This window comes from Acinetobacter sp. BSP-28 (genome assembly GCF_044130285.1).
Lineage (GTDB): Bacteria > Pseudomonadota > Gammaproteobacteria > Pseudomonadales > Moraxellaceae > Acinetobacter.
Genome location: NZ_JBIQOB010000024.1, coordinates 37,287 through 50,978, shown reverse-complemented (window position 1 = coordinate 50,978; position 13,692 = coordinate 37,287). Strand labels below are relative to the sequence as shown.

Below are 13,692 nucleotides of genomic sequence, written 5' to 3'. Positions count from 1 at the left end.
TACGGTATTCTGATGTGACAAAACCTGAGTCCTTTATAGTTAAAGTGTTTGTTTGCACTCATATTTTAACTATTTAGACTCAGGTTTTTTTATTTAAAGCAAACTATGGGACAGTAGTGGGCTTCTGCCTCTTTTTTTATTCGTTTGCAATCTGTGGAAATCAGGAAAACCTCATAAAATTCAACAGCAATGTTTCACATGAAACATCTTTAAATTACCTGGAGAAACATTCACCAGTTGCGCTAAAAAAAACAAAAGAATAAACCACGAGCACAATGACATTGAGTACTATGGAAAGAGCTATAAAATCAAATAGATCTATTTGATAACAATAACGCTTAGCAAAAAATGCTTAGGACAAGTTTGAATGTCTGATTCGAATAAGATTGTGGTCTATGCAGCACTGGTGGGAAATTTGGCTATTGCGCTGGTCAAGTTTGTAGCTGCCTATATGACCAACAGTTCGGCCATGCTCAGTGAGGCGGTTCACTCGGTGGTGGATACACTGAACGAAATTTTGCTGCTCTATGGCATGAAAAAATCGCAACAGCCCGCCAACTATAAGCATCCCTTTGGTTATGGGCGTGAACTGTATTTTTGGGCCTTTATTGTGGCGTTGATGGTTTTTGCACTGGGTGCCATCGTCTCCATTTATCAGGGCATACAACATGTATTGCATCCTGAAGAAATGCTGAATCCCACCATTAATTATATTGTTTTAATCATCGCCATTTTATGTGAAGGAACCTCCTGGTTTGTGGCCTTAAAAGCTTTCCGCAAGGTGAAAGGCACGCAAGGCTATTTTGAGGCTTTTCGACGCAGTAAAGATCCCACTACCTTTACCGTGCTGTTTGAAGATACGGCTGCTTTATGTGGCCTGTTTATTGCCTTGATTGGTATTTATCTGGCTCATGCTTTAAATATTCCCGAATTGGATGGCGTGGCTTCTATCTTGATTGGTGTTGTGTTGGCGCTTTCTGCTATTTTATTAGCCCGCGAAACCAAGGGGCTATTGCTTGGGGAAACGGCCGATCCACAATTACGCAACAATATCTTGCTGATTGCCCAGGAAGATGCGGCGGTACAGTCGGCCAATGGCGTACTGACTGAACAGATGGGTGCGCATCAAGTGCTGGCCTCCTTAAGCCTGGAATTTGAAGACAATTTAAGTTCGGATGATATTGAAGATTGCGTCAACAGAATTGAAGCGAAAATTAAACAGATTCATCCGGAAATTGTGGCATTGTTTGTCAAACCGCAGACTAAACAGGTGTGGTTGGAACGTATGAAAGGACGTTTGGAATAAAACGTGATATATATGACGCGACATTCAAAATATCGGATTTTGAATGTTTAGGTCACACTAAGAAATTGAATGTACATGAAGCAGAAGCCTGAGCAATTACACTTTCAACTCCCGACCAAAGCATGCTGGTCACATACTTGGCGTCAGCCTTCATTTCAATTTATGTATTCGAATCATCATAATGGTGAGCGATTCTTCAATGCATTACCCAATCCGGCAGGGCGTGGACGGGCCGAGCTGATCAAATGGCTGCTCACCCGCAAGTCATCGACCTGGAATGTCGATATTCAAAAAGAACATGCTGAATTCCATGCCAGCAAACGGGCTATTCCTCAGGATCGTCCCCATGCCAGCATTGATGACTGGCAAGTGTGGTTTGTTGGGCATGCCACAGTACTGTTGCAAATCGGGCCCTATAATCTGCTCACCGATCCGGTTTGGTGCGAACATGTCAGTCCCCAGCAGGGCAAAGGTCCGAAACGGGTGATCCCGGCGGGGATTGCGCTGGAAGAATTGCCGACCATCCATGCGGTGCTGCTCAGTCATAATCATTATGACCACATGGATCTGGCCAGTCTGGAATGGCTGCATGATAAATTTACCATGCCGATTTATACCGGCCTGGGCAATTCATGGTATTTGCCGAAAAGTTACCATGTGCTGGAAATGGACTGGTGGCAATCGTCCTTGTTGCATGATTTAAAAATTATCTATACCCCGGCACAGCATTTTTCAGGTCGAGGCTTTCGCGATCACAACCGGGCACTGTGGGGCGGATTTTCCGTACTAGCCGGAAAAGATCATTGTTTCTTTGCTGGTGATACCGGTTATTCGCCACATTTTAAAGAAATTCAAAACCGTTTGGGTGCACCGCGTATTTCATTATTACCGATTGGTTCCTACGAGCCGCGTGAGCTGATGGGTTATATGCATCTGAATCCACAGGAGGCTTTTCAGGCGCATAAGGATTTACATTCTAAATGTTCACTGGCGATTCATTACCACACTTTTCAGCTGACTGATGAAGGCCGGGAACAACCTGAGATCGATTTAAAAGTGGCGATGAAAAATACTTCCAAATTGATGACGCCGTTTTACTGTGTCCGTGAAGGAAAGAAGCTGATCGTTTAGATACTATAGAGATGCCTGATTGCATCAGAGATCCGTTAGATGCTGATATAAAGGATTGAATCATGCTAAAAAAATAGCGGCACAGTATATTTTTTGCTGTTGGATGAAGCTGTGCGCTATGTTCTATCCCATAATGTTGCACAGATGAGAAGGATTATAAAATGACAAAAACATTAGAGATTACTGAGCACACGACCTTGGGTGAGTTGGTGACCTTCTTTCCCGCCATTACACCACGACTAAATGCCTTACAAATTGATTATTGCTGTCAGGGTGACCGTAGCCTGCACACTGTAATTCAGGACACCGGATTAGATACCGGTTTTCTAAGTGAAATTCAGCAAGCTTATCAACACTATTTAAGTCAGGAGCGGACTGAAGTTCCGGTGAGTGAATTGTCTGATCAACAGTTAATTGACTTAATTTTATCTGTTCATCATGTCCCTGAACGGATACTTTGGAATGAGTTAGATGCATTAGTCAATAAAATCTTATTGGTGCATTTTAACCACGACCCTGTGCGTTTATTAGAATTGCATCGTTGTTTCAGTTTGCTAAAAATGGAACTTGAACAACACTTTGCCAAAGAAGAGAAAATTCTCTTTCCTGCTTTACGCATTGCGACAAAGTCTGAAGCAGATTTAAATAAAATTAAAAATTTAATTGCCGAACTCGAAAATGAGCATGAGGCAGCAGGTCAGTTGATTAAGCAGATTATTGAATTGACAGAACATTTTACTCCACCAGACTATGCTTGTGCGACTGTAAAAGTGGTTTATGCAAAACTGCATGAATTGGTGGATGATCTGTTTTTACATATTGCCAAAGAAAATAGTGTGCTGTTTAAACGCTATTCCAGTTAAATTTTCAAAACTTTTCAGATCAAAAAGACCCTATTGAAATAGGATCTTTTTTTCATAGATTGAACATGTCATTTTAAAATTTTCACTTCATCTGTTAAGAGTAAATTAATCCTGTTTTTACGCCTATCTTGAATAGACATTTTCGATTGTTGCTATTCGTAAAAGCTGCTTTAGATTGTCATAAAAAACAGTTATTTTGATTATGAATTAGATGTTTTTTTAACGGTTCCTCACAATAATCATTTGAACGTATTTTTGGGAGTTCAAACATGTCACAAGATCAACAAACTTCAGGTTGCCCATTCCATCAAGCCGGCGGTCATACAAGCTCTACAGGTACTCAGAATTCGGATTGGTGGCCGAATGCGCTTAATCTCGATATTCTTTCCCAGCACGATAAAAAAACCAATCCAATGGATCCAGACTTTGACTATGCAGCTGCATTTAACTCATTAGATCTGGAAGCGGTAAAACAAGATCTACGCGAACTCATCAACAGCAGCCAAGACTGGTGGCCATCTGATTATGGCAGCTATATTGGTATGTTCGTACGTACTGCATGGCACTTGGCCGGTTCATACCGTAAGCAAGATGGTCGTGGCGGTGCCAACACTGGTAATCAACGTTTTGCGCCACTCAACAGCTGGCCGGATAACGTCAACACCGATAAAGGTCGTCGTCTACTTTGGCCGATTAAACGTAAATACGGCAACAAAATTTCTTGGGGCGATTTAATCGTCTTGGCAGGTACAGTCGCTTATGACGTTGCCGGCTTGAAAACTTTTGGTTTTGGTGGTGGTCGTACCGATATCTGGGCACCTGAAAAAGACATTTATTGGGGTGAAGAGAAAGAATGGCTTGCGCCAACCAAAAACCGTTACGAAAGTGATGCGGATCGTTCAACCCTGGAAAATCCGCTTGCTGCGGTGCAAATGGGCTTGATCTACGTCAACCCTGAAGGTGTAGATGGCGTTCAAGATCCACTACGTACTGCACAAGATATGCGTATTACCTTCGACCGTATGGGGATGAATGACGAAGAAACTGTGGCTTTAACTGTCGGTGGTCATACTGTAGGTAAAGCGCACGGTAATGGTAAGGCGGAAAATCTTGGTGCCGATGTTGAAGGCGCAGATGTGGAATTCCAGGGCCTGGGTTGGCACAACTCTGAAGGTACAGGTAACGGTGCAAATACTATGGTCAGCGGTCTGGAAGGTGCCTGGACCACGCATCCAACCAGATGGGACAACGAATTTCTTTACTTATTGTTCACCTATGAGTGGGAAAAAACCTTAAGTCCTGCGGGTGCGAAACAATGGGAACCGATTAACATCAAAGAGGAAGACAAGCCTGTTGATGCGCATAACCCGAATGTACGCCGCAACCCGATGATGACAGATGCTGATATGGCTCTGAAATTTGATCCTGAATACCGAAAAATTGCGGAAGATTTCTATAGAAATCCAGACAAATTGGCAGATGCCTTTGCTCGCGGCTGGTTCAAATTGACGCATCGTGATATGGGGCCAAAATCCCGTTATTTAGGTGCTGATGTTCCTGCTGAGGATTTAATCTGGCAAGACCCAATTCCAGCTGTGGATTACACTTTGACTGATGCTGAAGTTGCAGAGCTGAAAGCAAAACTTTTAAGCAGTGGTTTAACGTCTGCTGAACTGATTGCAACCGCATGGGATAGCGCTCGTACCTTCCGTGGTTCTGACTACCGTGGCGGCGCCAATGGTGCACGTATCCGCTTAGCTCCGCAAAAAGACTGGGCGGGTAACGAACCTGCACGTTTAGCAAAAGTCTTGGCAAAACTTGAAGAAATTCAGGCTGGCCTTGAGAAGAAAGTCAGTATTGCAGACCTCATTGTATTAGGCGGTACTGCTGCAGTTGAGCAAGCTGTACATGCTGCAGGTGTGGACGTAAAAGTTCCATTCACACCGGGTCGTGGTGATGCAACTCAAGAACAAACCGATGCTTATTCGTTTGAAGATTTCGAGCCGAAAGCAGATGGTTTCCGTAACTTTATCAAGCAGGATTATGTGGTTCAGCCTGAAGAAATGTTGTTAGACCGTGCACAATTGCTAGGTTTAACTGCACCTGAAATGGTTGTACTGGTTGGTGGTTTGCGCGTTCTTGGCGCGAACTACGGCGGCGCGAAAGAGGGTGTATTCACTGACCGCGTGGGTGTGCTCAGCAATGACTTCTTCGTGAATTTGACCGATATGGCCTACAACTGGAAGCCAACAGGCAAGAACTCATACAGCATTGTTGAGCGCGCAACAGGCGCTGAGAAATGGACTGCAACACGCGTAGACTTGGTGTTCGGTTCGAACTCGATTCTGCGTTCTTATGCAGAAGTGTATGCACAAGATGACAACAAAGAAAAATTTGTGAGAGACTTTGTGGCTGCCTGGACGAAAGTCATGAATGCAGACCGTTTTGATGTGAAAAAATAATTTACATTGAGATGTAAAAAACCGCTCGAAAGGGCGGTTTTTTATAGACTTTAATATGTTGATATTATTTGATTTATAAGATTGGTTGCGTATAAAGTGTATTGTGTTAATTTTACGAAAACTTAAATTTAGAATTACTTATGTCAAAAGCTTTTTTGATCTTGATGGCTTTCATTTCACTTTTTACTAATAGTTTATTGCATGCAGAGACCAATATAATGAATCAGGATCAAGTACTAAAACCGTTTATATTTAAAATTGGTTGAGATTTTTCAACTATTCAGACTAAATTCAATTTAGAAAAACATATTCCAAACGTGAATTTCATCAAAGAATCAAACTGGTATATATTAGCAACCCCAGTTGGACCTATTTCACTTCAAGAATGGCAAGGTAAACTTCATTGTATCGCTTATAATATTGATACAAATGATATAGAGTTAAAAAGGAAAATTATCGAATTTCTATTTCAAAAATATAAAATGAATTTCGAATGGGTGGATAAAGTTGATAACGGATTTTATATCTCATATGAATCATCTAATGATTCTATTCAAGGAACCTATGCTTATTCACTACGAACAACTATTTCTTTTACCAGTAATGAAATTAGAAAAGCTGAAACAAAAATTCGCTTTCCAAATCTTTAGCAACTAAAACTTCAATTTAATATAATAGAGTTTATATAAATCAGATTTTAGTATTATTTTTATATATCAACGGCCTATCATTTAAATGTAAGCATAGAAATAAAGGGAAATCCTATTATTCAAAATTAGACTTTCCTAAACTTAGAAGAATTTCTCTCTTCAACATCACCCACTCCCCAAACTCTGGTTCCACCAATAACGTCTGCGACACAAAGCCATAACAGACCCGTTGCATATTTAAACTAATCCGTTTGAGCTGTTCAGCATCTTTAATAACAGGTGCAAGAATGCTTTGCCACATCTGCACCATCATTTCATAGCTTTTACGGTAACTTTCAATATTGGAAATTTGCCGTTCCAGCAAAAAGGTCTGTGCCCATAAAAACTGCTGAGCCTGAATCTGCTCAAGCTGATAACGAATCACTTGCTTTAAGTACTCATCCAGAGCCAAATTTGTGGATAACTTGATCAGGCTGTGTGCATAAGTTTTTAAGTTCTCGGCATTGTTTTTTACGTGTCTGTGAATGGTCAGGGCAACTAAATCTTCCTTTTTGGAAAAATATTCATAGAACGTGCCTAAGCCCACTCCAGCCAAATCAGTAATCTCCCGAATCGTGATTTTATCTGCCTGACGTTCATGCAAAAGCCGAACAAAACTGTCCTGCAAGGCTTCCTGTGTCAGCTTGGCCCTGGACTGACGCGGCTTACGCCGTACTTGAATCTGTGGATTTTTCATAAAAAGTTTGACCCAACAAAGCCGAACATCCCGTGGCTATTTTTTCTCTATACTGGAATGAAAAGCCCAGAACAACAAGCAGGAAATATAGATGATGAATACATGGATGACCCATCAAATCAGCAACCAGTTTGATGAACTGCAAGATTACAATTTATTTTCATCCGATACGGTTTTACATGAAATATTGAAGCGTTATGGCAGCCATGATCAAGCAACGTTGTGTGATATGGGTAAAGTGGTGGGATCATCTGAATATTATCAATATGCCGATTTAGCCAATAAGCACACGCCTATTTTACATGCCTTCGATGCCCGTGGCCGCCGTAAAGATTACATTGAGTTTCATCCTGCCTGGCACAAATGGATGGCTTTAAATCGTAAGTTTGACAGCCATGCACATCCATTTAATCATGCGGCATCATCTTCGAAATGGGTGGAGTGGGCAGCGCGTTTTTACTTAAGTGGACAGGTGGAGTGTGGCAGTTTATGTCCGACTTCGATGACGCTTGGCAGTATTCCACTGATTCAGCGTGAACCTGAACTGTGGGCAAAAATAGGTGAGAAACTACTATCCACAGAATATGATGAACGTGACCTGCCGATTACTCAGAAGAAATCGATCTGGCTCGGGATGGGCATGACCGAAAAGCAGGGCGGTTCGGATGTGCGCGCCAATGAAACTATGGCAGTACCCGTCGCAGAGTCAGGACGTGGCAAAGCCTATTTGCTTACAGGACATAAATGGTTTTTCTCAGCTCCGATGTGTGATGCACATCTGGTGGTGGCAAAAACCGAGCAGGATGGCTTGGCCTGTTTCTTTGTGCCGCGCTGGCTGGAAGATGGCACGAAAAACAATATTCATGTGCAACGCTTGAAGGAGAAAGTCGGCAACCGCAGCAACTCCAGTTCCGAAGTTGAATTTAAGGATGCTTGGGGCATTATGATCGGTGAAGCTGGGCGCGGCATTCCGACCATTATTGAAATGGCAAACTACACCCGTCTCACTTGCTCGGTCGGTAGTACCGCCATGCTGCGTCAGGCCTTGGTGCAATGTCTTGCCTATACCCGTCAGCGTAAGGCTTTTGGCAAACATTTAGCCGAACAACCCCTGATGCAAGCAGTACTCGCAGATTTAGCCCTGGAAACCGAAGCCGCGATGCAACTAAGTTTTCATTTGGCACATTGCTATGAATCGGACGATGCTCTCTCTTTGGCATGGAAGCGTATCATGACACCAGCCTCCAAATTCTGGATCTGCAAGCGTGCAGTCGAGCTGACTGGCGAGATGATGGAAGTCTTTGGCGGCAATGGTTATGTCGATAACGGCATCATGGCGCGCATTTTTAAAGAAGCCCCGGTCAATACCATTTGGGAGGGTTCAGGCAATGTCATGTGCCTGGATGTGTTGCGCGCGATTGCACGTGAACCTGAATTCATTGAAGTGCTGTTTAAAGATCTGGCATCGACTGCCTTGCAAGATGAAACGCTGCAAAATGAATTGCAGGCTTTGTTTAAGCTCTTCAATCAGTCCCCTGAAGATGTGCAGTTTATGGGGCGCAGTTTGGTCAGCCGTTTGGTGATTTTGGCGCAAGCAGTGTTATTAAAACGTTATGCACCTGATTATGTCGCAGATGGTTTTATTGCAACGCGTTATAGCGAATTTCATGGCCGTGTGGTGGGTATGATTGCAGCGAAGCAGGTAGATGTGGACCGGGTGCTGGAAAGAGCTTTAGCAAGTTAAATTATTTTTAATACTTCTCTTAGCTATTCTTTGTCTTTTTAGCAATGCATTAAAACTCACTCAGAGAAAAGCTCTCCCTCCCTTTGGGATGAGAAATATATTTCGCAAGAGGAGGGAGGGTAATTTGAAAAAACTTAAAGTTAAATTCGGTACTTTTAGATATAAAAGTACTTATCCCTTTTGCAACACTACAACGCAAGAGAGAGGAGGAAATAACTTGCAATGCAAAACATCAACCCCATAAACATGCTTGTAAAATGTACAAAAAAGCGTAATATCGGCTTGCTATCCCATCCGGGTGGTGAATGAAAATAGGTGAGTAAAATGGCAAAGAAAAAAGCTCTGCCAGAGGTTGTGATTCACAACTTTGTGGCAAAACACATGCATGAGGTCAACAAAAGCCAGGTCTTTGTAGATCGAAAGAAAAATGCAAAACGTGGCTATGACAAGCACAAAAAAGGGAGATACTCAAATGACTATCTCCCTTTTTATTTCACTGTATTTTCTTACAATTGAATAGAATTAAGCACCCACAATACGGGTTGCCGATTTCACCATATCCCCCAGACCATGGGTCTTGAAGTAATATTCCATCCAGCTTTTCACCATCAGTGGGTTACTCATTTTTAATACACGTTCCAGCTGCTCCTGTGCATCGGTCATCGGAACATGACAAATCGCTTTACGTACCCGCAAAATATTGCTTGAACTCATCGACAGGGTATTAAAGCCCATCGCCATCAGTAGCACAGCCGCCAATGGGTCACCAGCCATTTCTCCACAAATACTGACCGGTTTATCATACTTATGACATTCTTGAACCAGACGGGTTAAAGCGCGTAAAACTGCAGGATGGAAATGCGAGTAGACATTGGCAACCCGAGGATTATTACGGTCTACAGCAAGTAAATACTGGGTCAAGTCATTGGAACCGACCGAGAAGAAATCCACCAGCTCAGAAAATTCTTCAATCTGTAACAGCACACTGGGTACTTCAACCATGATGCCAATTTTGGGCTTGGTAATTTTAACCTGTTCTTCTTCCTGCACTGCGGTCCAGTCACGGTCCAGCAGATAGAGGGCTTCTTCAACTTCACTGACACTGGTGATCATGGGCAGCAAAATATGCAGGTTATTCAGACCAATACTGGCTTTCAGCATGGCACGAATCTGGGAAGAGAAAATTTCAGGATGATCCAGGGTAAAACGGATGCCGCGCCAGCCCAGCGCCGAGTTTTCTTCTTCAATCGAGAAATACGGTAAATCTTTATCTGCACCAATGTCGAGGGTACGCATCACCACAGGTTTATTGGCAAAGTGGCTGAGTTGCTGGCGGTAAATGGCACGCTGCTCTTCTTCACCAGGGAAGCGATCACGTAGCATGAACGGAATTTCAGAGCGGTATAAACCTACGCCTTTAGCACCACGCTGTACCCCGCGAACGACATCAATCATTAAACCGGTATTCACATACAGTTTGACTGCCACACCATCAGGCGTAATGGCATCTTTGGTTTCGTATTGTTTTAAGTCTTTCGCCAGCTGTTCTTCTTCTTTCTGGATTTCTTTATAGCGGGTACGTAAACGGCGCGGCGGATTGATAAACACCCGTCCCTGATGGGCATCGACAATCATCTCCACATCATCCAGGGTATTGATTGGCAGTTCAGTCACACCGACCACGGTTGGAATGCCCAGTGCACGTGCCACAATCACCATATGTGAGTTCATGGCACCTTCGGTGGTGACAATCGCGGCAATTTTATCCACCGGTAATTCAACCAGTGCCGCGGTTGAAATGTCTTCCCCGATCAGAATGCTTTCATCGGTCAGTTCACGATGGCTAGCATCGGCTTCCTGTAAAAATGCCAGAATACGGCGACCGAGATCTTTCAGGTCGGACACACGTTCGCGTAAATAGTCATCTTCCATTTGTGCGAACAGGGCAATGTGATTATCAATGACAATACGGACCGCACCCTGTGCCCAGTTACCATCACGGATTTCAGCCTTAATTTCAGCAGGCAGGGAGTTTTCATCCAGCATGCGCAAGAACACGCTAAATAAAGCCCGTTCTTCAGCCATTAAGGCATCCTGCATTTTTTCATCCAGCGACTGAATTTCCTGACGCACCGAATTTAATGCGGCATCCAGAAGTTCCAGTTCTTCACTGATGTCATCTGCTTCACGGTCAGGCACAGCTGCCAGATCCGCAGGCGGGTAGAGAATCACGGCACGGCCTAAGGCAATCCCGCCTGAGCCTGATACACCCTGGAAGGTTTTATAAGCGGGTAGATTGCTTGGCTTGCGGAACACATCGATATTGCCAACTGCATGGGCATGGGCAATGACGCCGGAAAGCTGGGCACACAGGGTGACCAGGAACGATTCCGCTGCTTCACTGAAATCCTGGGGTTCTTTATTTTGCACCACCAATACGCCCATGACCTTGCGACGGTACATCACCGGAACACCCAGGAAGGAATTATAGATTTCTTCTCCGGTTTCAGGCAGGTACATAAAGCGTTCGTGCTTCGGTGCATTATCCAGATTGACGATTTCTTCGCGTTGTCCCACCAGTCCGACCAGACCTTCACTGGTATGTAAGGAGACATGCCCCACAGCTTCAGGATTTAACCCTTTAGAAGCCATGAGCAGATAACGCTGGTTACGTTCATCAAGTAGATAAATGGAGCAGACATCCACATGCATGGCTTCAGCAACCTGATTGACCATGATGTCGAGTGACTCATGCAAACTGGTGGACGCATTGATTTCTTGTACAATGCGTCTTAAGGTGTCCAGTTGCATATTCGACATAAAATCTGCTCCAAAATAAGTTTAAAACTATTTTTATTTATAACAACATGCTACTAAAAAATCTGCATTTTCATGCAGTTTTTTCTTTCTATAATGAGGGCAACTGATGACACAATTCCACCATCGCCCTTCGATAGACATCGCGTTTAAAATTCACGACCTGACCTAATGGGTACCAGTAACTGACCCATTGCCACTGGTCAAACTCGGGTGGGTCCGACAAATCCAGCTGAATATGCTTTGCTGGTGCTGTCAGCCTGAGTAAAAACCACTTTTGTTTTTGACCAATACACACCGGGTCTGAATCCGAGCGTATATACCGTTGCGGCAAACGATAACGCAGCCAACCTTTTGTTTGCGCTACAATTTGAACATGTTCGGGCAATAAGCCAACTTCTTCTCTCAGCTCACGATAAAGTGCCTGTTCGGGGGATTCTCCATACTGGATACCTCCTTGTGGAAATTGCCAAGCATTGTGTCCAATGCGTTTTGCCCATAAAACTTGTCCAATGTCGTTTGCCAAAATGATCCCGACATTCGGTCGGAAACCTTCTGAGTCGATCATTTGGCCTACCTAAATCTTGTGTAATGTGTGGCTTTTTTTACGGGGATTGTTATTTCTATATCCATCTCAAAAAAAAGCACAGCTTAAATGTTAAAAATTGCTATGATCTTAACGAATTTCTATCGACTAGCGGAGATAGATTTACAATTTTTTTCTTAAATTGCAGTTTTTACGAGTATTTTCATGAAATTGGCTTTATTTGACCTCGACCACACCTTATTAAATACCGATTCAGATTATTCATGGGGTGAGTTTTTAGTAACCGAGGGTTTAGTCGATCCAATCCGACATCGTCAAATGAATGACAAGTTTTATGAGGATTATAAAGCAGGGCAACTGGACCCGATTGCCTACAACGAATTCGTCTTTGAATTTTTAACTCAGCACGACAATGAGTATTTGACCGAATTACACGAATTGTTTATGAAAAAGGTGATTCGTCCACAAATGCGTCCTGAGGGTTTTGCTGCCATTCAAAAGCACAAAAATGCAGGACATGAGCTGGTGGGGATTACCGCAACGTCTGATTTTATTACTGCCCCGATTTTTCATGAGTTCGGCATTACTGAAATTATTGCCACCAATGCAGAAGTGGTGGATGGCAAATATACCGGTAAAGTCATCAATACTGCGTGTTACCAAAAAGGCAAACTGATCCGTCTGGAACAATGGCTGCAAGGGCGCGATATTGATGAGTCATGGGCCTATTCGGATTCATTCAATGACCGTTTCTTGCTGGAATATGCCGATCATGCCATTGTGGTTAATCCGGATGAGCGTCTAGAGGCGTTGGCCAAAGAACAAAACTGGGAAATTCAGGACTGGTCAATTTAGGCAATTTATTCTGAATGATGGGAGAGCCTGCGGAATATCCCTGTTCTCCCTGCTTTAAAGGTTAAAAATTAACGTTAAAATAAAAAAACCGCACTGAGCCGAAATTATTGCATGCTTGAGTATGGTTTCAATCCATGTGTAGAGCCGAGTTGAATATTTTATATCGACTAAGGGACGATAAAATAAGCCTTACTATCATTATGCCTTTACCGTATATTAGAAATGAAGATGATGATCGGTACGAATAAAGAATTAAACTTTAGAGTGAAGAATGGGAGATCAAAATGAGCCAACCACGTCCAAGAATGACCAACCTATTTGAACAACTGGGCTTAGATTCAAGTGAAGAGGCAATATCACTTTTTATTGCAACGCATCAACTCACTGCCGATACCCCAATTACTGAAGCGGAATATTGGACTGATGCACAACGCCAGTTTTTAACAGAAAAACTGAAGTCAGATGGATCCTGGGCGATTATTGTCGATCAGCTGAGCGAATCTCTGCACGAAGATTCAGTGATCCGATAAACATCTAAGGTCAAAAAGCCAATCAGTAGATTGGCTTTTTTTGGTAAATGG

The 13,692-nt window shown here is 43.1% G+C and carries 12 protein-coding genes; 9 read left to right on the top strand and 3 right to left on the bottom strand.

The window, feature by feature from the left end; translation table 11 throughout:
• Positions 1 to 367: 367 nt before the first annotated feature.
• The 5 genes from ACE01R_RS15100 to ACE01R_RS15080 all read left to right on the top strand — a co-directional run bounded on the left by ACE01R_RS15100 (position 368) and on the right by ACE01R_RS15080 (position 6,412).
• Positions 368 to 1,306 carry a cation diffusion facilitator family transporter gene (locus ACE01R_RS15100; protein WP_395552282.1) on the top strand — a complete coding sequence of 313 codons (939 nt, stop codon included), beginning with the start codon at positions 368 to 370 and terminating at the stop codon, positions 1,304 to 1,306.
• A 75-nt stretch (positions 1,307 to 1,381) separates the two neighbouring features.
• The gene (locus ACE01R_RS15095; protein ID WP_395552278.1) at positions 1,382 to 2,437 is read left to right on the top strand and encodes an MBL fold metallo-hydrolase; all 1,056 of its coding nucleotides are present in this window, start codon (positions 1,382 to 1,384) and stop codon (positions 2,435 to 2,437) included.
• Positions 2,438 to 2,598: 161 nt separating this feature from the next.
• Entirely contained in the window at positions 2,599 to 3,300 is a 702-nt protein-coding gene (locus ACE01R_RS15090) for a DUF542 domain-containing protein (RefSeq protein WP_395552274.1), read from the top strand.
• A gap of 269 nt (positions 3,301 to 3,569) precedes the next feature.
• The gene (gene katG / locus ACE01R_RS15085) at positions 3,570 to 5,762 is read left to right on the top strand and encodes a catalase/peroxidase HPI (protein WP_395552260.1); all 2,193 of its coding nucleotides are present in this window, start codon (positions 3,570 to 3,572) and stop codon (positions 5,760 to 5,762) included.
• A gap of 317 nt (positions 5,763 to 6,079) precedes the next feature.
• Positions 6,080 to 6,412 (top strand): hypothetical protein, encoded by a 333-nt coding sequence (locus ACE01R_RS15080; RefSeq protein ID WP_395552235.1) that lies wholly within the window; start codon positions 6,080 to 6,082, stop codon positions 6,410 to 6,412.
• A 115-nt stretch (positions 6,413 to 6,527) separates the two neighbouring features.
• On the opposite strand, the gene ACE01R_RS15075 is transcribed toward ACE01R_RS15080, so the two are convergent.
• Positions 6,528 to 7,148: a TetR/AcrR family transcriptional regulator gene (locus ACE01R_RS15075; protein ID WP_395552234.1), complete on the bottom strand. Its 621-nt coding sequence runs from the start codon at positions 7,146 to 7,148 to the stop codon at positions 6,528 to 6,530.
• Between the two features lie 94 nt (positions 7,149 to 7,242).
• Here ACE01R_RS15075 and ACE01R_RS15070 point away from each other — a divergent pair, with 94 nt between their 5' ends.
• Both ACE01R_RS15070 and ACE01R_RS15065 read left to right on the top strand, forming a co-directional pair.
• Complete coding sequence (locus ACE01R_RS15070; protein WP_395552288.1) at positions 7,243 to 8,892, top strand: acyl-CoA dehydrogenase family protein; 1,650 nt, start codon at positions 7,243 to 7,245, stop codon at positions 8,890 to 8,892.
• A 324-nt stretch (positions 8,893 to 9,216) separates the two neighbouring features.
• Positions 9,217 to 9,408, top strand: coding sequence for a hypothetical protein (locus tag ACE01R_RS15065; protein ID WP_395552231.1), 192 nt, complete (start codon positions 9,217 to 9,219; stop codon positions 9,406 to 9,408).
• A gap of 6 nt (positions 9,409 to 9,414) precedes the next feature.
• On the opposite strand, the gene ptsP is transcribed toward ACE01R_RS15065, so the two are convergent.
• On the bottom strand, positions 9,415 to 11,712 hold the full coding sequence (gene ptsP / locus ACE01R_RS15060; RefSeq protein WP_395552225.1) for a phosphoenolpyruvate--protein phosphotransferase: 2,298 nt from the start codon (positions 11,710 to 11,712) through the stop codon (positions 9,415 to 9,417).
• Between the two features lie 88 nt (positions 11,713 to 11,800).
• Positions 11,801 to 12,277, bottom strand: coding sequence for an RNA pyrophosphohydrolase (locus ACE01R_RS15055; protein ID WP_395552223.1), 477 nt, complete (start codon positions 12,275 to 12,277; stop codon positions 11,801 to 11,803).
• 183 nt (positions 12,278 to 12,460) lie between these two features.
• On the opposite strand from ACE01R_RS15055, the gene ACE01R_RS15050 reads away from it, so the two are divergent.
• Both ACE01R_RS15050 and ACE01R_RS15045 read left to right on the top strand, forming a co-directional pair.
• Positions 12,461 to 13,111 carry an HAD family hydrolase gene (locus ACE01R_RS15050; RefSeq protein ID WP_395552222.1) on the top strand — a complete coding sequence of 217 codons (651 nt, stop codon included), beginning with the start codon at positions 12,461 to 12,463 and terminating at the stop codon, positions 13,109 to 13,111.
• 284 nt (positions 13,112 to 13,395) lie between these two features.
• Positions 13,396 to 13,641 carry a DUF2789 domain-containing protein gene (locus ACE01R_RS15045; RefSeq protein ID WP_395552221.1) on the top strand — a complete coding sequence of 82 codons (246 nt, stop codon included), beginning with the start codon at positions 13,396 to 13,398 and terminating at the stop codon, positions 13,639 to 13,641.
• The last annotated feature ends 51 nt before the right edge of the window (positions 13,642 to 13,692 follow it).

Excerpts from the sequence above, each read along its gene's own strand:
- ACE01R_RS15100 (WP_395552282.1), top strand. The coding sequence starts at position 368 with ATGTCTGATTCGAATAAGATTGTGGTCTATGCAGCACTGGTGGGAAAT.
- ACE01R_RS15095 (WP_395552278.1), top strand. The coding sequence starts at position 1,382 with ATGAAGCAGAAGCCTGAGCAATTACACTTTCAACTCCCGACCAAAGCA.
- ACE01R_RS15090 (WP_395552274.1), top strand. The coding sequence starts at position 2,599 with ATGACAAAAACATTAGAGATTACTGAGCACACGACCTTGGGTGAGTTG.
- katG (WP_395552260.1), top strand. The coding sequence starts at position 3,570 with ATGTCACAAGATCAACAAACTTCAGGTTGCCCATTCCATCAAGCCGGC.
- ACE01R_RS15075 (WP_395552234.1), bottom strand. The coding sequence starts at position 7,148 with ATGAAAAATCCACAGATTCAAGTACGGCGTAAGCCGCGTCAGTCCAGG.
- ACE01R_RS15070 (WP_395552288.1), top strand. The coding sequence starts at position 7,243 with ATGAATACATGGATGACCCATCAAATCAGCAACCAGTTTGATGAACTG.
- ACE01R_RS15065 (WP_395552231.1), top strand. The coding sequence starts at position 9,217 with ATGGCAAAGAAAAAAGCTCTGCCAGAGGTTGTGATTCACAACTTTGTG.
- ptsP (WP_395552225.1), bottom strand. The coding sequence starts at position 11,712 with ATGTCGAATATGCAACTGGACACCTTAAGACGCATTGTACAAGAAATC.
- ACE01R_RS15055 (WP_395552223.1), bottom strand. The coding sequence starts at position 12,277 with ATGATCGACTCAGAAGGTTTCCGACCGAATGTCGGGATCATTTTGGCA.
- ACE01R_RS15050 (WP_395552222.1), top strand. The coding sequence starts at position 12,461 with ATGAAATTGGCTTTATTTGACCTCGACCACACCTTATTAAATACCGAT.
- ACE01R_RS15045 (WP_395552221.1), top strand. The coding sequence starts at position 13,396 with ATGAGCCAACCACGTCCAAGAATGACCAACCTATTTGAACAACTGGGC.